Annotated in this window: 14 protein-coding genes and 1 pseudogene; 9 read left to right on the top strand and 6 right to left on the bottom strand. The window is 71.5% G+C overall.

Going from position 1 to position 22,828, the window contains the following annotated elements:
• Nucleotides 1-5: 5 nt before the first annotated feature.
• Nucleotides 6-881 (bottom strand): AraC family transcriptional regulator, encoded by an 876-nt coding sequence (locus AB0I52_RS24515; RefSeq protein WP_363075902.1) that lies wholly within the window; start codon nucleotides 879-881, stop codon nucleotides 6-8.
• Nucleotides 882-1,065: 184 nt separating this feature from the next.
• Here AB0I52_RS24515 and AB0I52_RS24510 point away from each other — a divergent pair, with 184 nt between their 5' ends.
• From AB0I52_RS24510 to AB0I52_RS24495, 4 genes are all read left to right on the top strand, one after another.
• Nucleotides 1,066-1,656 carry a lytic polysaccharide monooxygenase auxiliary activity family 9 protein gene (locus tag AB0I52_RS24510; RefSeq protein WP_363075900.1) on the top strand — a complete coding sequence of 197 codons (591 nt, stop codon included), beginning with the start codon at nucleotides 1,066-1,068 and terminating at the stop codon, nucleotides 1,654-1,656.
• A gap of 136 nt (nucleotides 1,657-1,792) precedes the next feature.
• Nucleotides 1,793-2,275 (top strand): Lrp/AsnC family transcriptional regulator, encoded by a 483-nt coding sequence (locus AB0I52_RS24505; RefSeq protein ID WP_363075898.1) that lies wholly within the window; start codon nucleotides 1,793-1,795, stop codon nucleotides 2,273-2,275.
• Between the two features lie 24 nt (nucleotides 2,276-2,299).
• Nucleotides 2,300-2,986, top strand: a complete 687-nt coding sequence (locus AB0I52_RS24500; RefSeq protein WP_363075896.1) for an HAD family phosphatase — start codon at nucleotides 2,300-2,302, stop codon at nucleotides 2,984-2,986.
• Nucleotides 2,987-3,189: 203 nt separating this feature from the next.
• Nucleotides 3,190-4,347, top strand: coding sequence for a serine/threonine-protein kinase (locus AB0I52_RS24495; protein ID WP_363075894.1), 1,158 nt, complete (start codon nucleotides 3,190-3,192; stop codon nucleotides 4,345-4,347).
• A gap of 9 nt (nucleotides 4,348-4,356) precedes the next feature.
• On the opposite strand, the gene AB0I52_RS24490 is transcribed toward AB0I52_RS24495, so the two are convergent.
• Together AB0I52_RS24490 and AB0I52_RS24485 are read right to left on the bottom strand one after the other, a co-directional pair.
• Complete coding sequence (locus tag AB0I52_RS24490) at nucleotides 4,357-5,349, bottom strand: aldo/keto reductase (RefSeq protein ID WP_363075892.1); 993 nt, start codon at nucleotides 5,347-5,349, stop codon at nucleotides 4,357-4,359.
• Nucleotides 5,350-5,504: 155 nt separating this feature from the next.
• Nucleotides 5,505-6,419, bottom strand: a complete 915-nt coding sequence (locus AB0I52_RS24485; RefSeq protein WP_363075890.1) for an aldo/keto reductase — start codon at nucleotides 6,417-6,419, stop codon at nucleotides 5,505-5,507.
• Between the two features lie 502 nt (nucleotides 6,420-6,921).
• Here AB0I52_RS24485 and AB0I52_RS24480 point away from each other — a divergent pair.
• On the top strand, nucleotides 6,922-10,404 hold the full coding sequence (locus tag AB0I52_RS24480) for a M28 family peptidase (RefSeq protein WP_363076004.1): 3,483 nt from the start codon (nucleotides 6,922-6,924) through the stop codon (nucleotides 10,402-10,404).
• 69 nt (nucleotides 10,405-10,473) lie between these two features.
• Here the strand turns inward: AB0I52_RS24480 and AB0I52_RS24475 are convergent, their stop codons facing one another.
• A complete protein-coding gene (locus AB0I52_RS24475) occupies nucleotides 10,474-11,925 on the bottom strand; it encodes a helix-turn-helix transcriptional regulator (RefSeq protein WP_363075888.1) in 1,452 nt (483 codons plus the stop codon).
• A gap of 474 nt (nucleotides 11,926-12,399) precedes the next feature.
• Between AB0I52_RS24475 and AB0I52_RS24470 the strand changes: the two genes are divergently transcribed.
• Entirely contained in the window at nucleotides 12,400-14,586 is a 2,187-nt protein-coding gene (locus AB0I52_RS24470; RefSeq protein ID WP_363075886.1) for a discoidin domain-containing protein, read from the top strand.
• Between the two features lie 75 nt (nucleotides 14,587-14,661).
• Here the strand turns inward: AB0I52_RS24470 and AB0I52_RS24465 are convergent, their stop codons facing one another.
• On the bottom strand, nucleotides 14,662-17,262 hold the full coding sequence (locus tag AB0I52_RS24465; RefSeq protein WP_363076002.1) for a SpoIIE family protein phosphatase: 2,601 nt from the start codon (nucleotides 17,260-17,262) through the stop codon (nucleotides 14,662-14,664).
• Between the two features lie 359 nt (nucleotides 17,263-17,621).
• On the opposite strand from AB0I52_RS24465, the pseudogene AB0I52_RS24460 reads away from it, so the two are divergent.
• Both AB0I52_RS24460 and AB0I52_RS24455 read left to right on the top strand, forming a co-directional pair.
• Nucleotides 17,622-18,088, top strand: a pseudogene (locus AB0I52_RS24460) (potassium channel family protein).
• A 391-nt stretch (nucleotides 18,089-18,479) separates the two neighbouring features.
• Nucleotides 18,480-19,802, top strand: coding sequence for a geranylgeranyl reductase family protein (locus AB0I52_RS24455; RefSeq protein ID WP_363075884.1), 1,323 nt, complete (start codon nucleotides 18,480-18,482; stop codon nucleotides 19,800-19,802).
• 70 nt (nucleotides 19,803-19,872) lie between these two features.
• Here the strand turns inward: AB0I52_RS24455 and AB0I52_RS24450 are convergent, their stop codons facing one another.
• On the bottom strand, nucleotides 19,873-22,356 hold the full coding sequence (locus AB0I52_RS24450) for a SpoIIE family protein phosphatase (RefSeq protein ID WP_363076000.1): 2,484 nt from the start codon (nucleotides 22,354-22,356) through the stop codon (nucleotides 19,873-19,875).
• Nucleotides 22,357-22,544: 188 nt separating this feature from the next.
• Between AB0I52_RS24450 and AB0I52_RS24445 the strand changes: the two genes are divergently transcribed.
• Nucleotides 22,545-22,828 (top strand): hypothetical protein (locus AB0I52_RS24445; RefSeq protein WP_363075883.1); only part of this gene is annotated, 284 nt, incomplete at its 3' end.

The following is a 22,828-nucleotide window of genomic DNA, read 5'->3' as shown; positions in this document are numbered from 1 at the left end:
GACAATCAGGAGGTCTGGACACGCGATACGGGATTCCGGACATTTCCCGAGGTGTCGCGGGCCGCATCGAAGAATGCGCCCGGCGTGGTTCCCATGACCCGCCGGAAGGCGGCGATGAAGGAACTGGGCTGCGCGTAGCCGAGCGTCTCGGAGACCGTCATCACGTCGAACCCCTCGGAGAGGAGCATCAGCGCCCGGTGCACCCGCAGCATCTGCCGCCACTGCGCGAAGGAGAGACCTGTTGTCCGACGGAACGCGCGGGTGATGGTGCGGTCACTGACCTCCAGCCGCCGCGCCCACTCCTCCAGCGAGGCGGAGTCGGCGGGATCGTCCAGCAGCGCCTCGGCGATGCCGTCGATCCGCGGGTCACCGGGCAACCGCAACGCGAACCGGTGTCCCGACGGCTGGATCACGTCGAACACGACGGACTCCGCCCGCACCCTGGCCGGCGCGTCGAGATCGGTGCGGGACAGATGGGTCAGTAGCGACTCGAGCAGCGGCGTCATCGTGATCGCTTCCGGTTCCCCGAACGCCAACGGCGTGCGGTCGGGGGCGAAGAAGGCGTTGTGGAACCGCGCACCCGCCGTCGCCCGGCCGCCGTGGACCACGCCCGCGGGCATCCACAGCCCGTGCCCCTCGAACACGGTGAAGACCCGGTCCTCCACCCGGGACGTCAGCGTTCCCCCACGCACCCAGACGAGTTCGTGCAGGGGATGCGAGTGCGGCGCCCACTCCGTGGGAACGCGGGGAACCCGCAACCCCGCACTGATGGCGAAGGGGGCTGCCGCCTGCTCCGGAACGGCCACGGCCCGGCGCACCACTGTGCCCGCCTCGCGCCGCCACATCCCGGGGCTCGCCTCCCCACGGGAAGGTCGGACCATGCGGACGAGTCTATCCCGGAGGGCACCCGGCACCGGGGCCCCCGGCCCTGGTCCCGACCCGCGACGACCGGCGAGTCGACCCGCTCGGGACGGTATGGACACGGCTGGTTGACATGACTACGCTCACCTTTGGTCTAGACCGCAGAACTCTCCGGACATCACCCCCCATCTCCAGGAGCTACGTATGCGCAGAAGGATCACCTCCTTACTGGCCGGGCTCGGTCTGGCCGGTGCGGCGCTGTTCGCCACCTCCGGCAGCGCCCGGAGCCACGGCTACACCGACTCCCCCATCAGCCGCCAGCAGCTCTGCGGGATCGGCACCGTCAAGCACTGCGGGCAGATCCAGTGGGAGCCCCCGAGCGTCGAGGGCCCCAAGGGCTTCCCCACCCGCGGACCGGCCGACGGCCACATCTGCTCGGGCGGCATCGGCCGGTTCTCCGAACTCGACGACCCGCGCGGCGGCGCCTGGCCCGCCACCCAGGTCACCGCCGGTCAGAACTACACGTTCAACTGGCGGATCGAGGCCCGGCACGCCACGACCGACTTCCGGTACTACATCACCAAGGACGGCTACGACCCGACGCAGCCGCTCACCCGGGCCGACCTGGAACCGCAGCCGTTCCTCACCGTCCCGTTCGGCGGCCGGCTGCCCGGCTCGACCGTGAGCCACTCGGGCGTGCTGCCGCAGAAGTCCGGCAAGCACCTGATCCTCGGCGTCTGGACGATCTCCGACACCGAGAACGCGTTCTACGCCTGCTCCGACGTGCAGTTCTGACGTCCTGCCGCCGCCCCCGACCGGCCCGCCCCGCCCTGGGCCGGTACGGGGCGGCGGCCCGCTCCGGAGGTTCGCCGGTGCACCGTTGGTACAGTCGCTGCCCCGACCGACGTACCAGGAAGAGGCCGGCGGACCCATGGCCGTGGACGCGCTCGACACCCGCATTCTGCGGCTGCTCATCGAACAGCCGCACACCAGCGTGCGCGAGTACGCACGGATCCTCTCGATCGCGCGGGGCACCCTCCAGGCCCGCATCGACCGGCTGGAACGGGACGGTGTGATCACCGGCAGCGGACCGTTCCTCTCACCCGCCGCGCTCGGCCACCCGGTACTCGCCTTTGTGCACCTGGAGGTCACACAGGGGCATCTCGACGATGTGGGCGAGGCGCTCGCCGCCGTGCCGGAGATCGTCGAGGCCTTCTCGACCACGGGCGCCGGCGACCTGCTGACCCGGGTGGTGGCCCGGGACAACGGGCATCTGGAGGATGTGATCCAGCGGCTGATCCAGCTGCCCGGCGTGGTCAGGACCCGGACCGAGGTGGCCCTGCGCGAGCGGGTGCCGCACCGGCTGCTGCCCCTGGTCGAATCGGTGGGCCGCGCGGCGGGTGGCCCGGGGTGATCAGCGGCTGAGAACATGCTCGCCATGGACTCATCACGTGCACAGGCCCCTTCGGTCGTCTTCGACCTGGACGGCACACTCGTGGACAGCGAGCCGAACGCCTACGAGTCGGTACGGCTGCTGCTGGAGCGGTACGGAGTACCGGACTTCACCTGGGAGCAGAACGCCCGGTTCGTCGGAATCAGCAACCCCGAGGCGCTGGCCGTGCTGCGCACCGAGTACGGCATCGGGGCCTCCGTCGACGAGCTGGTGGCGGGTCAGGACGCCATCTACCTGGAACTGGCGCGCTCCTCGACCGAGGCCTTCCCCGAGATGCGGAAGTTCGTGGAGATGCTGCACGCGCGCGGCGTCGCCATGGCGGTGGCGTCGGGTTCGTCACTGGCCGCGATAGGGGCCGTGCTGAAGACCACCGGCCTCGACGCGTATCTCACCGAGTACGTGTCCGCCGAGGAGGTGGCGCACGGGAAGCCGGCACCTGACGTCTTCCTGGAGGCCGCCCGGCGCCTCGGCGTCCCGCCCGCCGGCTGCGTGGTGGTGGAGGATGCCGCGCCGGGCGCCTCGGCGGCTCGGGCGGCGGGCATGCGCTGCATCGCGGTGCCCTACGTCCCGGCGACGGCCGGCGATCCGGCGTTCGCGGCGGCGGATCTGCTCTTCCCCGGCGGTCAGGGCGAGTTCAGCGCGCGGGCCGCCTGCGCGTGGCTGTTCCCCTGATCCGTGCCGGCGCCGCCCGACGGTCATGCGGAGGCCGCGCGCCGGATATCCTGATCTTGCTGCGTGTCCCCCACCCCGTCAGTTCCCGATGAGGTCGCAGCCGCGGCAGTCGAAGCGGTCCTCGGCCCGAGACATTGGATAGGTGTGCGCAGGTGCTGGTTGCTGGTCGGTACCGATTGATATCCGCCATCGGTCGTGGCGGGATGGGTGAGGTCTGGCGGGCCGCGGACGAGGTCCTCGGCAGGTCCGTCGCCGTGAAGCTGCTGCTGGGGGAGCACGCAGACGAGTCGGCCACCGCGCGCTTCCGGCTGGAGGCCCAGACCGCTGCCCGGCTGAGCCATCCGCATCTGGTGGCCGTGTTCGACTTCGGGTCCTGGGAGGACCGGCTCTTCCTCGTGATGGAGCTCGTCGAGGGCAGGAGCCTCGCCGATCTGCTGCTGGCCCAGGAGCGGCTGGACCCGGAACAGGTCGCCCGCATCGCGGGCCAGGCCGCCGCCGGACTGGCCGCGGCCCACCGCCAGGGCATAGTCCACCGGGACATCAAGCCCGGAAACCTGATGCTGGACGCGGAAGGTGCCGTCAAGATCGGCGACTTCGGCATCGCCCAGTTCGTCGACGATCCCTCCGCCGCGCTCACCACCACGGGCCATATCGTCGGCACCAGCCTCTACCTCGCACCGGAGCGGGCCCTGGGCCGCACGGCCGACGCCGCGTCCGACATGTACTCCCTCGGCTGCGTGATCTACCAACTGCTGCTGGGCCAGCCGCCGTTCCGCTCGGACACCCCGACCGCCACCCTCTACCAGCACGTGGACACGCCTCCCGTGCCGCTGCGGCAGCGCGGGGTCGAGATGTCCGCCGCCTTCGACTCGTATCTGCTGGGACTGCTCGCGAAGCAGCCCGAGGACCGGCCGACGGCCCAGCAGGTCGCCGACTGGTTCAACAGCGAGGCCTGGCGGGGGCAGGCGGAGCCGCTGCCGATGTACCGGCCCGCTCCCCCGCGCGCACCGGCCGCGCCCTACGCGCCGGTGTCCGCACCGCCCTCCCCCGCCCAGCACCGGTCGGGGGCCGGGTCCGGTGAGGACTCCGGTGCTCCGACGACCTACCGGCTGCCCCAGGCGGCCGGCGGCCACGGGCGGCGCGCGGCGGGCCGGTCCAGGAACGCCCGGCGGCGCACCACGCGCGAGGCGATAAGACGCCGCCCGAGAGTGGCCAGCGCCATCGCGGGCACGGTCGCCTTCCTCGCCGCCGTGTACCTGGGGATGAGTCTGTTCTCCCCCGACTCCAGTTCGGCCACCACCCCGGACGACCTCACCTCGACGAGCGGTGCGGAATCACCGGCCCCCGACGGGGGCCGGTAGCCGCGTCCGTCACCAGCGGCCGTGAACCGCCGCGCGGATCCTGCGGTCGTAGAGGTCGCGTACCGCGTCGAGCGTCCTCTGCGGCAGCGGCTCCAACGCAGCCGCGGAGGCGTTGGAGCGGGCCTGCTCCACCGAACGCGCGCCGGGGATCACACTGGTGACGCCCGGCTGCTGAATGATCCAGCGCAGAGCGGTCTGCGCCGCAGTCGCCCCCTGGGGAGCGAGTGCGGCGAATTCGGCCGCCGCGGCGACCCCGGTCGCGTACTCGACTCCGGAGAAGGTCTCGCCCTGGTCGAACGACTCCCCGTGCCGGTTGTACGTGCGGTGGTCATCCGGGGCGAAGACGGTGTCCTCGGTGTACTTGCCGGAGAGCAGCCCGGAGGCGAGCGGCACACGCGCGACGATGCCGACCCCGGCGGCGAGCGCCGCCGGAAGCACCTCGTCCAGCGGCTTGAGGCGGAAGGGGTTGAGAATGATCTGGACGCTCGCGACGCCGGGGCGGGCGATGGCCGTCAGGGCCTCGGCGCACGTCTCGACACTCACCCCGTAGGCGGCGATCCGCTCCTCGGCGACCAGGGTGTCGAGGGCGTCGAAGACCGCGTCCGAGGAGTAGACGGCGGTGGGCGGGCAGTGCAGTTGTACGAGGTCGAGGGTGTCGACACCGAGGTTGGACCGCGAGCGGTCGTTCCAGGTACGGAAGTTGTCCAGGACGTAGTTCTCCGGCACCTGTTCGACGCGCCGGCCCATCTTCGTCGCGACGAGGACCCGTGCGTCCGGGCGCTCCTTCAGATAGCGGCCGATGAGCTGTTCGCTGCGGCCGTCCCCGTACACGTCCGCGGTGTCGAAGAAGGTGACGCCGGACTCGACGGCCGCGTCGAGCACGCCGAAGGCATCCGCCTCCCGCACCTCACCCCAGTCCCCGCCGAGCTGCCATGTGCCCTGTCCGACGACCGATACATCCCGTCCGGTCCTGCCCAGTTCGCGCTGCTCCATGAGGATCATGCTACGTCGGTACGGGGGCCGGCGGGATCCCTGCGGCCGCACCGGCAGAGGAATCACCTCCGCCGGTGCGGCCGCGGGGACGTGGACGGCCTCCGGGTCGGGGAGCCGGTCACCATCCGGTGGCTCCCGCCCGCCACGGCGGCCGACGGCGTGGATCAGCCGGCGTCCTGGCCGAGTTCCGTGAGCAGCCGCAGCTCGTCGCCGGTGAGTCGCAGGGCGGCCGCCGCCACGTTCTCGGCGAGGTGAGCGGGGTCGCCGGTGCCCGGGATGGCCAGTACGTGCGGGCCGCGCTGGAGTGTCCAGGCCAGCCGGACCTGGGCCGGCGAGGCGTCATGGGCGCGGGCGACGGCCGACACCGCCTCGCTCTCGGCGGCCGCTGCCGCCCCGGACTCGCGGCCCTCACCGGCGATGGCGTAGAACGGCACGAACGCGATGCCCCGCTCCCCGCAGATCCGGAGCACTTCGCCGGAGTCCGCACGGCGGGTGGCTATGCCGTAACGGTTCTGCACACAGACGACCGGCGCGATGGGCAGGGCCTCGGCGATCTGGTCGGCCCCGACGTTGGAGAGCCCGAGGTGGCGGATGAGCCCCTCCTTCCGCAGCTCGGCCAGCGCGCCGAACCTGTCGGCGATCGGGGCGGGCCCGTTCACGCGCAGGTTCACCACGTCGAGATGGTCGCGGCCGAGCTGGCGGAGGTTCTCCTCGACCTGGCCGCGCAGATCCTCGGGCCGGGCCCAGTTCAGCCAGTCGCCCGACGGCCCCCGGCCGGGGCCGACCTTGGTGGTGATGACCAGGTCGTCCGGGTAGGGGCCGAGCGCCCGGTTGATCAGCTCGTTGGCCGAGCGCATCGGTGAGAAGTAGAAGGCCGCCGTGTCGATGTGGTTCACGCCGAGGTCAACGGCGCGGCGCAGCACGGCTATGGCCCGGTCCCGGTCGTGCGGGGTGCGCTCGGTGGTGAGCGCCGCGCCGTTCTGGGTCAGCCGCATGGCGCCGAAGCCCATGCGGTTGACGGTCAGGTCTCCCAGCTGCCAGGTACCGGCGGCCGCTGCGGTGGTTGTTGCCGAAGTCATGGCTGTCGTCTTCCTCGTTGGTGGCGGACCGGAGTCGGCCATGTGATGGAGCATCAGAGGGGCTTGCGTAATTGACCGACAGGTGATATAGTTATGCTGGATATTTTCGTTGCGTGATCCTATAATGCGGGTGCATATTAAGCCCCGCCCCGCGGATCCGTCCACCCCTTTCGCGACCCTCCGGCGCCCGGTGCCTCCGCGCCGTCGACCGCTCGCGAACCGCCCGGCCGGCGCGCCGCCCCGCCGCGATCCCATGCCGTTCCTGCCTGTGTGCCCGCTGTGCGATCGCACCAGGGCGACTTGACCAGACTTGCCAACTCCCTTCGGAGCACCCCCAGTTCGTTGACGAGGTCATGGCGGCGTGTGAGTGTTCGGTCGCTCGATCACGGACACCATCTGGGCGGACGGCCGACGGCAGCCGCACGGGCGGGTGCGTCTCCCCACGCCGCTGCCCGTGATCGAGGTCCCCACGAACCGAGGAGCCTCGATGAAACGCAGACCGATGACGGCCGGGACAACCCTGGCCGTCCTCGCCGGAATGCTGGTTGCCACGAGCGGCCAGTCAGCTTCCGCGGAACCGTCTCCCCCCGCTCCCACTCCTCTCGCGGCTGCCGTGTCGGCCGCCGACCGGGCGGCGGCCAGCGGCCTCGACGCCCTGGCCAAGGGACCCGAGGAGCGCTACGAACGGCAGAACGTGACCCCCTGGGTCAACGGGCTCTACTCGATCGCGTACCAGCGCACCTACCGCGGGCTGCCGGTGGTCGGCGGCGACGCCGTCGTGGTGGCGGACTCCAAGGGACGGGTCCGCGGCGCACAGTCGGCGGTCTCCCGGCGCATCAACGTGCCGACCACCGCGACCGTCTCGGCCACAAAGGCCGAAGCTGCCGCGCGCAAGGAGCTCACCTCGGTGAAGCAGGTGGACAGTCACCGGCTGGTCGTCCGGGCCACCGGCAAGAAGTCCCGGCTGGCCTGGGAGACCGTACTGACCGGCCGTACCGCGAAGGCGCCCAGCCATCTGCATGTCTTCGTCGACGCGGGCACCGGCAAGGTGCTCGACAGCTATGACGACGTCAAGGCCGGCACCGGCAACAGCCAGTGGAACGGGCCCTCCCCGCTGTCCATCAACACCACTTCCTCGGGCGGCAGTTACTCCCTCCGCGACCCCGGCAGGCCGGGGCTGAGCTGCGCCGACTACAGCACGGGCGGGGTCTTCACCAAGTCCTCCGACTCCTGGGGCACCGGCAACGCCTCCAGCAAGGAGACCGGCTGCGTCGACGTCATGTGGGCGGCCCAGCACGAGTGGGACATGCTGCGTGACTGGCTGGGGCGCAACGGTCACGACGGCAACGGCCGCAGCTGGCCGGTCAAGGTCGGGCTGAACGACGTGAACGCCTACTGGGACGGTTCCACCGTCTCCATAGGCCACAACAATGCCAACCAGTGGATCGGGGCCATGGACGTCGTGGGCCACGAGTTCGGCCACGGCATCGACCAGTACACGCCCGGCGGCGCCAACAACGAGTCCGGTCTCGGCGAGGCCACCGGCGACATCATGGGGGCGCTCACCGAGGCGTACACCAACGAGCCGGCCCCGTACGACGACCCCGACTACACCGTCGGCGAGAAGATCAACCTCGTGGGCAGCGGGCCGATCCGGATCATGTACAACCCGGGACAGATCGGCGACCCGAACTGCTACAGCTCCTCCATACCCAGCACCGAGGAGCACGCGGCGGCCGGTCCGCTCAACCACTGGTTCTACCTGCTGGCCGAGGGCTCGAGCCCCGGCGGCGGCAAGCCGTCCAGCCCGACGTGCAACAGTTCCTCGGTCACCGGCGTGGGCATCCAGAGCGCCGGCAAGGTCTTCTACGGCGGCATGCTGCTCAAGACCAGCGGCATGACGTACAAGCGCTACCGCACGGCCACACTCACCTCGGCCAAGACGCTCGACGCCACCTGCGTGCTGTTCAACCGGACGAAGGCGGCCTGGGACGCCGTCAGCGTCCCCGCCCAGAGCGGTGACCCGAGCTGTACCCCGAGCGGCAACAACGACTTCTCGATGTCCCTTGACCCGTCCGCCGGCTCGGTGAAGCCGGGCGACTCGGTGACGGCCACGGTCAGGACGACCGTCAGCTCCGGCAGCGCGCAGACGGTGAACCTGTCCTCGACCGGTCAGCCGAGCGGTGTGAGCGTCTCCTTCAGCCCGTCCGCCGTGCAGTCCGGCGCGACCTCGGCCATGACCGTCTCGACGACGTCGGCCGCCGTGCCCGGGACCTACACGCTCACCGTGAAGGGTGCCGGCACCCAGGACCACACCGCGCAGTACACGCTGACCGTCAATGAGGGCGGCGGCACTCCGGGCGGCACGCCCCCGGACATCAGCGTCGCCAATGTGCAGTCCCATCTGTCGCAGCTCAGCACCATCGCCTCGCAGAACGGCGGCAGCCGCCGGGCCGGCAGCGCCGGTCACACCGCCTCGCTCGCCTATGTGAAGGGCAAGCTCCAGGCTGCCGGTTACACCGTCAGCGAGCAGACCTGCGGCAGCTGCACCTACACGGGCAAGAACCTGATCGCGGACTGGCCGGGCGGTCCGACGGACCGGACCGTGATGTTCGGCGCCCACCTGGACAGCGTCAGCGCCGGGCCCGGCATCAACGACAACGGATCCGGCTCGGCCACCCTGCTGGAGAACGCCCTCGCGCTGGCCCAGCAGAACCCGACGATGACCAAGCATGTGCGCTTCGCCTGGTGGAATGGCGAGGAGCAGGGCCTGCAGGGCTCCGCGTACTACGTCGGGCAGCTCACCGCGGCCCAGCGCACCGCCATCACCGCGTACTACAACTTCGACATGGTCGCCTCCACCAACGGCGGCTACTTCATCAACAACCTCAACTCGGCGGCCTCGGCCCCGATGAAGGAGTACTGGGCCTCGCTCGGCCTCGCTCCGGAGGAGAACGTGGAGGGCCAGGGCCGCTCCGACGACTACTCATTCCAGCAGGGCGGCATCGCCACCTCGGGTTACGCGACCGGCGCGAGCGACACCAAGACCTCCGCCCAGGCCGCCAAGTGGGGTGGTACGGCCGGCCGTTCGTACGACCCGTGCTACCACCAGTCGTGCGACACCACCAGCAACATCAACGCGACCGCCCTCGACCGCAGCGCCGACGGAGTCGCCTACACGCTGTGGAAGACGGCCGTCGGCACCACGGCGCCGGCCGATGACTTCTCCGTCTCGGTGAACCCGGTCTCCGGCAACGTCCAGCCGGGTGCCTCGGCCACCGCGACCGTGTCCACGGCCACCACCAGCGGTTCCGGACAGAGTGTCCGGCTGACGGCCTCCGGTGCGCCGAGCGGTGTCACCGTCTCCTTCGCCCCTGCGACCGTGCAGTCGGGGTCCTCCTCGACGATGACCGTCACGGCGGGGGCACAGGCCACCGCGGGCACCTACACGCTCACGGTGACCGGAACGGGCACCCCCACCCACACCACCACCTACTCGCTGGTCATCGGTGGCGGCGGCAACTGCCAGGCACGGCAGGTCGTCGCCAACGGCGGCTTCGAGAACGGCACGGCGCCGTGGACCCAGACGGACGGGGTCATCAACAACCGGACCTCGGAGAAGCCCGCGCACACCGGCGCCTACCAGGCCTGGTTCGGCGGCTGGGGCAGCACCCACAGCGACACCGCCTCGCAGTCACTGACCGTTCCCGCGGGCTGCTCGACGTACAAGCTGTCGTTCTTCCTGCGCACCGACACCGCCGAGTCGGCGGGAGGCGCGACCGCCTACGACACGTTCACCGTCAAGCTGGGCTCGCGGACGCTGGCCACCTACTCGAATCTCGACGCGAGCAGCGGTTACGTCCAGCAGAGCTTCGACGTCGGGTCCGCCGCGGGGCAGACGGTGACGCTGGGCTTCACCAGTAAGGAGGACGCCTACCTCCAGACCAGCTTCGTCGTGGACGATGTCGCGCTCGACGTGAGCTGATCCGGCATCAGGGGGGCCTGTAACGGGGGCAGGGGCGGGGCGTGGTCCACACGCCCCGCCCCTGGCGTTTCAGCGGACCACCGCGGCCAGTCTGCGGACGAAGTCCTCGGTCTCGGGCCGGCCACCGCCGCGGGCGGCCAGTCTGCCGTGCAGACCGCGCAGTTCCTGGCCGAGGAGGGTCGACGGGGTCACCTCGGTGGTGTCGAGCACCGGAGCGGCCACGGCCTGCGCCGCCGACAGGTCGCCCGCGCAGGCATGGGCGTCGGCCATCCGGGCCAGGAACAGCATCCGGGCCGAGTACATCCCGGGAGGCAGCAGTCCGAGCGCGGTGCGGGCCGCCCCGACCGCGCGCAGGGCGAGCCGGCGGTCGCCCGTGGCCGCCGCGAGATCGCGCAGCGCGCCCGCCGCGCCCGACTCCACCCGCAGGCGCACCGAGGCCACGGAGAGCCAGGGCGCCTCCGTCTCGTCCCGCTCCTCGACCCGGTCCAGCTGGGACCAGGCGCGGTCGATGTGCCTCAGGGTCTGCGGGGCGTCCCCCCGGACGGCGTGGCCGCGCGCCTGGTACAGATCGCTCATGGCGCCCGCCCAGGGCCGGCCCGCGGCGGCCTGCCGGATGGCCCCGCCGTACGCCAGCGCGGACGGCCCGTCACCCTCCAGCCGGGCCAGGGTGCTCATGTCGCTCAGTGCCGCGACCTCGGTGCCCACCCGACCGGCCATGGCTGACCAGAGCAGCGACCGGTCGAGCCAGGCCATCGCGGTGCCGTTGCGGCCCCACAGCAGCCGCAGGCAGCCGGCCGACTGTGCGTACTCGGCTGCCAGCGGGGCCAGTTGGCGCTGGTAGGGGGCGGCGGGCAGCGCCATCCACCGGAGCATGGCGTGCAAGGTGCGCTCGACGACCGCGGTCGCTCCCGGCCAGGCGCGTTCCTCGTCGGCGCGCAGGCAGACGGCGAGCAGGGCGGTGAGCGCGTGCACGGTCTCGGTGTCCAGTGCGGGGTGGGACGAGGCGTCCGGACCCAGGGCGCAGAAGGCGGCGTGCAGTTCGACGACGTCGGCCAGCGCGGGTACGGCGCAGCCGTCCCGGCCGTGCGCCGGGCAGGTGAGTCCGTACGCGGGAAGAGCGGCGGGCAGTACCGTTCCGGGCGGCAGCATCGCGAGGAGGGCGCCACCCGCGGGCTCGCCGGGCAGCGGGCCGCGGCGGTCCGGGGTGTCCACGGGAGGCGGGCCGCCGTCCGCACCGCCCGTGGTCAACGCGGCCTCCCGCGCCTCGGCCGCCTCGCAGGCCGCCAGCAGGTCGCCGCCCGCCGCCAGCAGGTCGTCCAGCCTGCGGGCCAGGGGCAGCGGCGTCCGGCGGCTGCCGTGTTCGAGTTTGCTGATGGCGGTGTGGTCGTAGCCGACCCGGGCGCCCACCTGGGCCTGCGTCAGCCCCGCCCGTCTGCGCCACTGGCGCAGCCGGACCCCGAAGGATCTCCATGCCTCCGCGCCACCGGGGCCGGACGGCGCGGGGCCCACGTCCCCGGTCACCGGAACCACCGTCGCGCCTGGTCAAGGGCGCCGCGCGTGCCACGCTCACGGCTCATGTCCCGGAGGATAGCGAGCACTCGCACCCGCTGTCCCCGGGACGGCGGCAAGATGTCCGGTAACAGGCGCGGTGGCCTCCGGTGCCCAGATCCTCCGGCCCGCCACCGGCCGCCTCCGGGCGGCGTCGGGTTGCGGAGGCAACGGCACGTTTCGCGTCCGTCACTCCGTGTGTACGCACCATCATCACCTGAATCGACGCCGCGTCAAGCCTGTGGCCACGGGGGTTGGAAGGCGTACGGAACTCGGTCAATCGCGAGTTGTCCGGCATCAACTCTTGTTCTCAACGACGTCCGAACAAGCGGGTGTTGCACACCTATTGACGCGTGGGGAACCAAGGGAGAAGTATCCCCATCGGTCGGAGAGAGCGCTCTCCGACTTCGTGTCGTGTCCCCGTACCGCGACTCAGGAGACTTCCCCATGTATGCACCCCCCGTGTTCCACAGACCCGTGGCCTCGACCGGAAGAAGACGAACCGGCGTGCTGGCCGCCGTCGCCGGTCTCGTCGTCTCGCTCCTGGCCTTCGTCCCGTCCACCCCGGCGAGCGCCGCACCCTCGCTGCTCTCCCAGGGCAAGACGGTCACCGCCTCCAGCCAGGAGAACTACGGCACCCCCGCCACCTCCGCCGTGGACGGCGACAACGGCACCCGCTGGTCGAGCGCCGCCTCCGACCCCCAGTGGATCGAGGTCGACCTGGGCTCCGCCGCCTCGGTCAGCCAGATCGCGCTCAGGTGGGAAACCGCCTACGCCAAGAGCTACAGGATCGAGTTCTCCACGGACGACAGCACCTGGAGCACCGCCTACTCGACCACCACCGGCCCCGGCGGAAACGAGACCCTGAACATCTCCGGCACCGCCCGCTACGTCCGGCTGACCGGCACCGCGCGAGCCACCCAGTACGGCTACTCGCTCTGGGAGTTCCAGGTCTTCGGCACCACCGGGAGCGACCCGGGCGGCCCGCAGATCCCCGGCGGCGGCGACCTCGGCCCCAACGTCCTGGTCTTCGATCCCTCGACGCCCAACATCCAGGCCAAGGTCGACGAGGTGTTCAAGCAGCAGGAGTCGGCGCAGTTCGGCACCGGCCGCTACGCGCTGATGTTCAAGCCGGGCACGTACAACAACCTCAACGCGCAGATCGGGTTCTACACCTCGATCGCCGGGCTCGGCCTCAAGCCGGACGACACCACGTTCAACGGTGATGTGACCGTCGACGCGGGCTGGTTCGACGGGAACGCCACGCAGAACTTCTGGCGCTCGGCGGAGAACCTGGCGCTCAACCCGGTGAACGGCACCGACCGCTGGGCCGTCTCGCAGGCCGCCCCGTTCCGCCGGATGCACGTCAAGGGCGGACTCAACCTCGCACCGAACGGCTACGGCTGGGCGAGCGGCGGGTACATCGCCGACAGCAAGATCGACGGCCAGGTCGGCCCGTACTCGCAGCAGCAGTGGTACACCCGCGACAGCTCGATCGGCGGCTGGGGCAACGGCGTCTGGAACATGACGTTCTCCGGCGTCGAGGGCGCCCCCGCCCAGAGCTTCCCGGAACCGCCGTACACCACACTGGAGAACACCCCGGTCTCCCGCGAGAAGCCGTTCCTCTACCTCGACGGCAACGACTACAAGGTGTTCGTCCCCGCCAAGCGCACCAACGCACGCGGCGTCTCGTGGAACGGCACTCCGCAGGGCGAGTCCATCCCGCTGAGCCAGTTCTACGTGGTCAAGCCCGGTGCCTCGGCCGAGACCATCAACGCGGCGGTGCAGCAGGGTCTGCACCTGCTGTTCACGCCCGGCATCTACCACGTGAACCAGACCATCAACATCGACCGCGCCAACACGGTCGTGCTGGGCCTGGGCCTGGCCACGATCATCCCGGACAACGGGGTCACGGCGATCAAGGTCGGTGACGTGGACGGCGTGAAGCTCGCCGGCCTGCTCGTCGACGCCGGTCCGCAGAACTCCCAGGTCCTGGTCCAGGTCGGCCCCGACGGCGCCTCGGCCGACCACTCGGCGAACCCGACCACCGTCCAGGACGTGTTCGTCCGGGTCGGCGGCGCGGGAGCCGGCAAGGCCACCACCGGCATGGTGATCAACAGCAACGACACGATCATCGACCACACCTGGCTGTGGCGCGCGGACCACGGCGAGGGCGTCGGCTGGGACACCAACCGCTCCGACTACGGCCTCCAGGTCAACGGCGACGACGTCCTGGCGACCGGACTGTTCGTCGAGCACTTCAACAAGTACGACGTGCGCTGGTCCGGCGAGAGGGGCAAGACGATCTTCTTCCAGAACGAGAAGGCGTACGACGCTCCCAACCAGGCCGCCATCCAGAACGGCGGCACCAAGGGCTACGCGGCCTACAAGGTCGACGACTCCGTGACCACCCACGAAGGCTGGGGCCTCGGCAGCTACTGCTACTTCAACGTGGACCCCACGATCCGCCAGGACCACGGCTTCGAAGCACCGGTGAAGCCCGGAGTGAAGTTCCACGACCTGCTCGTCGTCTCCCTCGGCGGCCAGGGCCAGTACGAACACGTCATCAACAACACCGGATCACCCACGTCGGGGACATCCACCGTCCCGTCACAGGTGGTGTCCTTCCCGTGACACCCCTCATGAGATGAACGAACGGCGCGGGGTCCGGCAGCCACTGCCGGGCCCCGCGTCGCCGCCGTCACGGCCCTATCCGGGTGGCGGCTCCGGCTCGTCCAGCGTCTGCTCGGACCAGATCACCTTGCCGCGTTCGGTGTAGCGGGTGCCCCAGCGCTCGGCGAACTGGGCGACGAGGAACAGCCCCCGCCCGCCCTCGTCGGTCGTCGCCGCGTAGCGCAGATGCGGCGAGGTGCTGCTGCAGTCCGACACCTCGCAGATCAGGGCCCGGTCGTACAGCAGCCGCACGGTGATCGGCTCGGTGCCGTAGCGGATGGCGTTGGTGACCAGCTCGCTGAGGATCAGTTCGGTGACGAACCCCTCCTCGTCGAGTCCGTGGTCGGCGAGCCACCGGGTGGCCTCCTTGCGGACGCCCGAGACGGCCGAGGCGTCGGGGGCCACCTCCCACTGCACGCGCCGGGCCGGGTCCAGGGTGCGGGTACGGGCCACCAGCAGAGCGACGTCGTCGCCCGGACGGTTGGGCAGCATGGCCTCCAGCACGTCGTCGCAGGTCTCCTCGGGCGTCCGTTCGCGATCGGCCAGGGCCCGGCGCAGCCGCTCCAGGCCGTCGTCGATGTCCCGGTCGCGGCGCTCGATCAGCCCGTCCGTGTACATGACCAGACGGCTCCCCTCCGGCACCTCCAGCTCGACCGTCTCGAAGGGCATCCCGCCGATCCCGAGGGGCAGACCGGGCGGAATCTCGGGGAACTCGACGGTGCCGTCGGGCAGCACGAGGGCGGGCCCTGGGTGGCCGGCCCGAGCCACCGAGCAGCGCCCGGTGACCGCGTCGTAGATCGCGTACAGGCAGGTGGCCCCGGTGACCGCCACGCCGCCGTCGGTCTGCTCGTCCTGGTCGATCCGGACGACGAGTTCGTCGAGGTGGCCGAGGAGTTCGTCGGGGGGCAGGTCCAGCGTGGAGAAGTTGTGCACCGTGGTGCGCAGCCGGCCCATGGTGGCCGCGGCGTGCAGACCGTGTCCGACCACATCGCCGACGACCAGGGCGACGCGTGCGCCGGACAGCGGGATGACATCGAACCAGTCCCCGCCCACCCCGGCCTGCGCCGGCAGGTAGCGGAAGGCGACGTCCAGGGCGTTCTGCTCGGGCACACCGCGCGGGAGCAGGCTGCGCTGCAGGGTCACAGCCATCTCGTGCTCGCGGGTGTAGCGGCGGGCGTTGTCGACGCTGACGGCCGCGCGGGCCACCAGTTCCTCCGCGAAGGACAGGTCATCGGCGCCGAAGGGCTCCTCGTTCTCCGCGCGCCAGAAGTTGGCCATGCCGAGGATGACACCGCGCGCGTGCAGCGGTACGGAGAGCAGCGAGTGGAATCCGTGTTCCAGGATTCTCGCGGCCTGCTCGGGGTCGGCCTGCCGCCACTGCTCGGACGTGGCCAGGTCGGGCACCATCCAGGTGTGGCCGCCGCTGCTGCCGATGGCCTCGGGGACGGTGGGCACGAATCCGATGACGCGGCCGAGCGGGTAGAGGGGGTGGTCCGTGCCGGTGCCGGAGATGGCGGTGCGGCGTACCCGTATCACGTTGCCGGAGGGTGGCTCCGGTTCCGCTCCGCGCAGCACCGCGTCGGCGAGGTCGACCGTCGCGCAGTCCGCGAATCCGGGGGCGGCGACCTCAGCGAGCTCCCGTGCGGTCGTCGCGACGTCGAGGGTGGTGCCGATCCGGGCGCCGGCGCGGTACAGGAGCGTCAGACGCTCCCGTACGGTCTCCGCCCGGCCGGTGACGGCGCGCAGCTCGGTGGTGTCCCGCAGGGTCGCCACGACGCCGGGTGGCCCGCCGCGGTCCCCCGTGGGACGGAGGTTGACGGCCAGCAGCCGGTTCCCGGCCGGCCGCACCTCGTCCGTGGCGACCCGGCCGGAGGCCAGCAGTTCGGCGGTACGCGGCTCCAGCCCCAGGTCGGTGACGGAGCGCCCCTCGGCGTCGGCGGGCAGCCCCAGGAGTCTTCGGGCCTCGTCGTTGGCCAGCAGCAGCCGGTGTTCGGGGCCGATGATGAGGACCCCTTCGCGGACCGCGTGCAACACCGCGTCGTGGTGCTCGTACATTCGTGTCATCTCGGCCGGGCCCAGGCCGCGCGTCTGGCGTCCCAGCCGTCGGCTCACCAGGGCCGCACCGCCCGTCGTGAGGGCGAGGGCCACCACCGCGGCGCCGATGGCGAACGGGATGCTGGGGTCGGCCAGCTTGTTCACGGTCTCGACCTTGATGGCCACGGACACCAGTCCGGCGGGCGTGCCGTCGGGCCGTGGCACGGGCACCACCGAGACGACGGCGCGGCCGCGGCTGCCCGTGTAGGTCCGGGTGAACCCGTGCCCGTTCAGGGCCTCCTTGTACCGCGGATCGATCTGTGTCCCGATCCGCTGCAGGTCAGGGTCGGTGTAGCGGACTCCGTCGGTCCCGGTCACGACGATGTACTCGACGCCGGTCTCCATCCGGGTCTGTTCCGCGAACGGCTGGAGCACCGAGGTGGGCTCCGGGCCGTCCAGTGCGGCGACCATCCCCGGGGCGTGGGCGAACGCCTCCGCGACGCTCAGCGAACGGGCTCGGGCCTCGTCCATGCTGTCGCGCCTGCCCTGAAGCACCAGCGAGACGATCGCGGCGGCGATGAGCAGCACGACGATGCCCAGCATCAGGATGAAGACCTGGCCGGCCACGGTGCGAAAGCTGAAGAGGGCGCGCAGCCGGTTCCCCGGTGAGGACTGTTTCGCGTCCGGGCCCGAGGGCGCGGGTCGGTCACCACCCGGGCGTCCGCCATCGTGCCGATGCGGCCGCCGGGCGGAGCGGTGAAACCACGCCCGGAACCGACCTGTACCACACACATCTTTAGGTTTAACACGGATTGCCGGGGTCGGAATGCGGAGCGGGCCTCCTGTGCGGGAGCGGACTGCCCGCTCCGACCGGGCGGAGGCGCTCCGACCGGGCGACGCGGCTCCCGCCGGTGCGCGCCCGTGCCCCGGTGCCGGCGGCGGCGGCCGGGCATGATCCGGTGATGGTGCCTGCGCTCCTGACCAAGGCGGTCGAACTGCTGCTCGGCCGGGAAGGCCGTCCGCTCCATCTCAAGGCGGTGGGCTGGGCGACGGTGATCCTCGCCCTGACCCTGCTCGTCGGCTCCTGGGCGGTGCTCATGGCGGAACGGCACGCCGGAGGTATCCCCGGGCGCTGTGGTGGTCGGTGGAGACCGCGACGACCGTCGGGTACGGCGACTTCTACCCGCTGACCCTGTGGGGCCGGATCGTCGCGGTCGTGGTGATGGGCGTGGGCATCACCACCTACGGAATGGTCACGGCGGCCCTCGCCACCCGGTTCGTGGGGCACGAGCAGCAACGCCGTCACCGGCTCGCCGCGGCTGAGCAGACCGCGCACCATGTCCGGGAGGAGACCGCCCAGGTCCTGCACGAGCGCTTCGACCGGATCGAGCGGCTGCTCGCCGACGCGGGCCACGGACCGCCGCGGTAGGCGGGGAGCTTCACGGAACACGATCACCGGCCCGCAGGGGTGTGAACGGCGTGGCTCCGGGCATAGGTCGGGTGACCGACAGGAGGTGGTGGCAGTGGGCCGCATCAGGGTTGTCAGACGTCCCCAGCTCCCGTCCCGGCCGCCACCGCTCGATCTGCGTACTCCGTCGGGGCGTCCGCTGCCGTACTGACTCCGTCTTCGCCCTCCGTCGCCTTCGGGGCCGCACTCCGCGGCCCCGATCCGCGTTGCGGCCGCTGGGCCGGAGGAACCGGAAGCCCACACACCTCGCACTCATGATCGCCCTGCCGCCGAGCGGCGCGAACCGGCAGGATGTCGGTGTACACGGCCGCCTTCCCCGGGCGGCTCCGGCCGTCCCAGGAAAGGGCTCCCGATGCGGGAAGCGCGCGCAGAACAGTCCCCGCCGGACAAGGAGCCCCACGGCCGGTCCGAGGAGGCCCAGGTGATCGTGGTGGGGGCGGGACCGGCCGGCTCGTCCGCGGCCTTCCACCTCGCCCGAGCGGGCGTTGACGTGCTGCTTCTGGAGAAGTCGGGCTTCCCCCGGGAGAAGGTGTGCGGGGACGGCCTGACGCCGCGTGCGGTGCACCAGCTCATCCGGATGGGCGTCGACATCGACGCACCGGGCTGGACGCGGTCGCGCGGGATGCGCTGGGTGACCGGCGACCGGCAGGTGCAGATCGACTGGCCCGCGCTGGGCGGCTACCCGGACTTCGGGCTCACCCGCAGCCGCCACGACTTCGACGACATCCTGGCCCGCCATGCCGTCGCCGCCGGGGCCCGGCTGCGCACCGGTGTGAAGGTGACGGAGCCGGTGACCGACCGGGCCGGACGGATCACCGGCGTGAACGCGGTGTCGGGGACGGCGGATCCGGTGGTGCACCGGGCGCCGGTCGTCATCGCCGCCGACGGCGCCTCCGCCCGGCTGGCTCTCGCGATGGGGCTGCAGCGGGACACGAAGCGCCAGATCGCGACGGCGGCCCGTCGCTACTACCGCAGCCCCGAGCGTTCCCGGGAGGAGTTCCTGGAGCTCTGGGCCGACCTCCGCTTCCCCAGGAGCGACCGCTTCCTGCCGGGGTACGGCTGGATCTTCCCGATGGGGGACGGCCGCGTCAACGTGGGACTCGGAGCGATTCCCCACCGGCGCCACGGCAAGCCCGATCTGCGGGCCACCCTGGACCAGTGGCTGGCCCGCACACCGCCCGAGTGGGGGCTGCGTGAGGAGAACGCCGAGGGGCCCGTCCGCAGCGCCGCGCTGCCGCTGGGCCTCAACCGTCATCCGCTGTACACCCGGGGCCTCCTGCTGGTCGGCGACTCCGGCGGCATGATCAGTCCGTGGAACGGTGAGGGCATCGGCCAGGCGCTGGAGGCCGGTGAGGTCGCGGCCGAGAGCGCCGCGCTGGCGCTGGCCATGCCCCCGGGCCCGCGGCGGGAGCGGGCGCTGCACCACTACCCGGTCGAGATGAACCGGCGCTGGGGGCGCTACTACCGGCTCGGCAACACGGCCGCCGATCTCGTCTTCAGCCGGTCGGGGTTCCAGCCCGTCCTGAACCGGTACGTGATGGGCTCGCCGTTCCTGCTCAACACGCTGGCCCGGCTGCTCAGCAATCTGACGGACAACCCCTCGCGCGATGTGATCGACCATGTCCTCAACACCGCGGTACGCCTCGTTCCGGCCCCGAACCCACGCCGGCGCTGAGAGGGCCGCCGGGCAGGCTCAAGCCCGAACCGGCCGGGGCGCATCCGGTCACCGACCGCGCCCGAGCCGTTCACGGGGTGCGAGCAGCCTTGCCGTCCGTGTCGTTCCAGCGGGCGGCGAGCAGCAGGGCGATGTCGTCGGGCCGGTCCGGTGCCTGTCTGGCCCGCCCGATCACGTGGTCCGCCATATCGGCCAGCGGGGCCGGGCCGAATTCGGCGATCGTGCGGCGCAGCCGCTCGACGCCCACGTCGATGTCCGTGCCCGACTGCTCGACCATGCCGTCGGTGTACAGGGCGAGCATCGCGCCGGGGGCCAGGTGCAGTTCCCTGACGGGGTAGGACGCTTCGGGGTCGACGCCGAGCACGACCCCGCCCGGCAGGTCCAGGACCTCGGCCGTGCCGTCCGGGTGGCGCAGTACGGGCTGGGGGTGTCCGGCCCGCACGGCGTGCGCGATACCGGTGGCCGGGTCCAGGACGATGTAGCAGCAGCTGGCGAACTGGCCGGGGTCGAGGTCGATGAGGAGCCGGTTGGTACCGCTCATCACCTCCTGCGGGTCGTGTCCGCTGAGCGCGAAGGCCCGTACGGCACTGCGCAGTTGGCCCATGGTCGCGGCGGCCGCGACACCGTGTCCCTGGACGTCCCCGATGACCAGGGCCAGCCGCTCGCCCGTCTCGATGACGTCGTACCAGTCGCCGCCGACGTCCATGCCCTGGGTGCCCGCGAGGTAGCGGCCTGCGGTGTCGACGCCGTCGATGACGGGCAGCCGGTGCGGCAGCAGGACGTCCTGGAGTCCGCGGGCGAGGGCGGCCTCTACGTCGTACCGCTGGGCCCGTTGCAGTGCCTGGGCGATGAGGCCGGCCAGCGCGGTCAGGATCGTGCGCTCCTCGGGGCTGAAACCGCGCGGCTGGTCGAAGCCGAGGATGCACGAGCCGACGTGCTGCCCGGAGGCGATCAGCGGCAGGAAGGCGCGGGCGCCGACATCGGTGTCCATGGGGATGCCGGGGTAGGCGGCGCCCAGATGCTGCATGGACTCGAAGAAGATGGGGCGGCCGGAGGTGAGTGTCTCCACGCCGGGGATGCGGGCGTCCAGGCCGACGCCGTCGAACCCGTCCAGGAAGCCCTTGGGGAAGCCCGTCTCCCACTCCAGGTAGAGGCGGCCCTCCTTGAGCAGGTAGATCGCGAGCTGTCTGCCGCCGAAGGCGGGCAGCAGTTCCTCGGTGACCACGGCGGACACCTGCCGGGCCGTGACGGCCTCGGTCAGCGCGATCGCCAGTGCGACCGGCCGGTAGAGCGCGGCGGAACGGTCCGCGGGGGAACCGAGGCCCAGCCCGGGTGAGGCCACGGACCCCGTCGTGTAGGAGGGCTCCTCGGTGGGGGTGAGTACGGCCGTCAGCCCTTCGTGGCCCGGGTACAGGGAGATCGCGAGCCAGGGGGGAGGGTTGCGCCGGGCGAGGAAGTGGACCGGGTCGTCGGAGATCATCGCGGCCCGGTAGTGGTCCTCGTAGGCCGCGTTCGCGAACCACGGGAGGACTTCCCAGAGCACCCGCCCGACCAGCTCGGTCCTGGCATGGCCGAGGAGCTGCTCGGCCAGGTCGTTGAGGTAGGTGATCCGGCCGAAGCGGTCCAGCGAGAAGATCCCCCGCGGCAGCCGGTCGGCCGCCTCGGGGACGACCGGGCCGATGCCGAGGTCCACCAGGAAGCCGGTCAGATGGCTCGCCGCACCGACCTCGGGCCCGGCTCCGCTGTCCCGGCGGCCCGAGACCTCCAGCAGGTGTGAGCGGCCGTCGGGGCCGCGCAGTCGCATCCTGCGTACGACGGGCCCGCCCGACCCCGCCGCCTGGCGGGCCAGGGCCCACAGTCCGTAGACGTCCTCCGGAGCCAGTTGCGCGGCCAGTGCGTCGATCGTGCCCGGGAACTCGGCGGGTCCGGTGCCGAGGATCGCGCACAGCTCGTCGTCGGCGCCGACGACGCCGGTGGCCAGGTCCCAGTCGAAGCGGCCGATCCGTACGGGCGGCGAGCTGCCGGCGGGCAGTTGCACGGGGAGCGGTTCCTCGTCCCAGCACGGTTTCGCGCCACCGGACTCCAGCTCCGTCAGTGCGGTGCCCAGCCGTTCGGCGACGCCCCGCAGTCTGCGCCGTTCGGCGATTCCCACCGGCTTGCCCGGGGTCGCCGCGCAGAGCACCGTCAGGACCCCGACCGGTTCGCCGCCGCTGACGACCGGCATGTACAGGGAGCCGAACGGGAACGGCAGGCCCGCCATCAGCTGCGGGTAGCGGCGCATGGCCTCCTCGGCGTCGGAGAGATGCACCGCCCGGCCCGTACGGAAGGCGTCCGCCACCGGGAACGGGCGGTTCACATGCATCCGCCACCAGGGACGGAAGAGCGGTCCGGGCAGCCCCGCCAGTACCGCCAGCCGCAGCAGCCCCGGTGTGAGGGAGCGCAGATAGACGCCGCCCGCCTGTCCGCCCGCGGCCTCGACCCCGCTCACGACGGCCTGGGCGAGCACCAGCGACAGTTCGTCCGGCGCCCGGCCGCCCTTGAGCCTCTCGGGCACACTGCCGCCCTCGCCGAGCGGAGTACCCCGGGCCGCGCCGTACCAGGTCACTCACACAGCATGCTCCCGCCCAGCCGTGCTCCGCACGTCAGACAGAGAGACCCTTATGGCAACAAATGCACCGTTTACACTTGTATGCGAGTCTGAAAGGCGGCCCATCGTCCTACATCCGCACAGGAGGCACGATCATGGGCAAGAAGCAGAGCCGGCACAACCGTGGTGCCCGCAGCGGCGGCCACGAGCAGTCCGCGACCACTGCGGAATCCAAGGAGCAGACGAGCACGGCTCCCGCACCCGAAGGGGTGAAGGCGGTCTCGGAGCAGGTCTCGCACAGGCGGGAGCTGTGCGCCGCCTGCGCAGTTGGCGTGCGGCCTCCTCGCCGGATGAGTTTCGCGCTCTTCGCCGCCGGTGTCGCGACCTTCGCACTCCTCTACTCCACCCAGGCCCTGCTGCCCGCCGTCTCCGCCTCCTT

Source organism: Streptomyces sp. NPDC050423, from assembly GCF_040655445.1.
In the GTDB taxonomy this organism is placed as follows: domain Bacteria; phylum Actinomycetota; class Actinomycetes; order Streptomycetales; family Streptomycetaceae; genus Streptomyces.
Note: the sequence above shows the minus strand (reverse complement) of the source record. Positions and strands in the feature narration are given on the sequence as shown.

What these genes read in the sequence shown, in the direction of transcription:
- AB0I52_RS24515 (WP_363075902.1), bottom strand. Translation starts at nt 881, where the DNA reads ATGGTCCGACCTTCCCGTGGGGAGGCGAGCCCCGGGATGTGGCGGCGC.
- AB0I52_RS24510 (WP_363075900.1), top strand. Translation starts at nt 1,066, where the DNA reads ATGCGCAGAAGGATCACCTCCTTACTGGCCGGGCTCGGTCTGGCCGGT.
- AB0I52_RS24505 (WP_363075898.1), top strand. Translation starts at nt 1,793, where the DNA reads ATGGCCGTGGACGCGCTCGACACCCGCATTCTGCGGCTGCTCATCGAA.
- AB0I52_RS24500 (WP_363075896.1), top strand. Translation starts at nt 2,300, where the DNA reads ATGGACTCATCACGTGCACAGGCCCCTTCGGTCGTCTTCGACCTGGAC.
- AB0I52_RS24495 (WP_363075894.1), top strand. Translation starts at nt 3,190, where the DNA reads ATGGGTGAGGTCTGGCGGGCCGCGGACGAGGTCCTCGGCAGGTCCGTC.
- AB0I52_RS24490 (WP_363075892.1), bottom strand. Translation starts at nt 5,349, where the DNA reads ATGATCCTCATGGAGCAGCGCGAACTGGGCAGGACCGGACGGGATGTA.
- AB0I52_RS24485 (WP_363075890.1), bottom strand. Translation starts at nt 6,419, where the DNA reads ATGACTTCGGCAACAACCACCGCAGCGGCCGCCGGTACCTGGCAGCTG.
- AB0I52_RS24480 (WP_363076004.1), top strand. Translation starts at nt 6,922, where the DNA reads ATGACGGCCGGGACAACCCTGGCCGTCCTCGCCGGAATGCTGGTTGCC.
- AB0I52_RS24470 (WP_363075886.1), top strand. Translation starts at nt 12,400, where the DNA reads ATGTATGCACCCCCCGTGTTCCACAGACCCGTGGCCTCGACCGGAAGA.
- AB0I52_RS24465 (WP_363076002.1), bottom strand. Translation starts at nt 17,262, where the DNA reads ATGCTGGGCATCGTCGTGCTGCTCATCGCCGCCGCGATCGTCTCGCTG.
- AB0I52_RS24455 (WP_363075884.1), top strand. Translation starts at nt 18,480, where the DNA reads ATGCGGGAAGCGCGCGCAGAACAGTCCCCGCCGGACAAGGAGCCCCAC.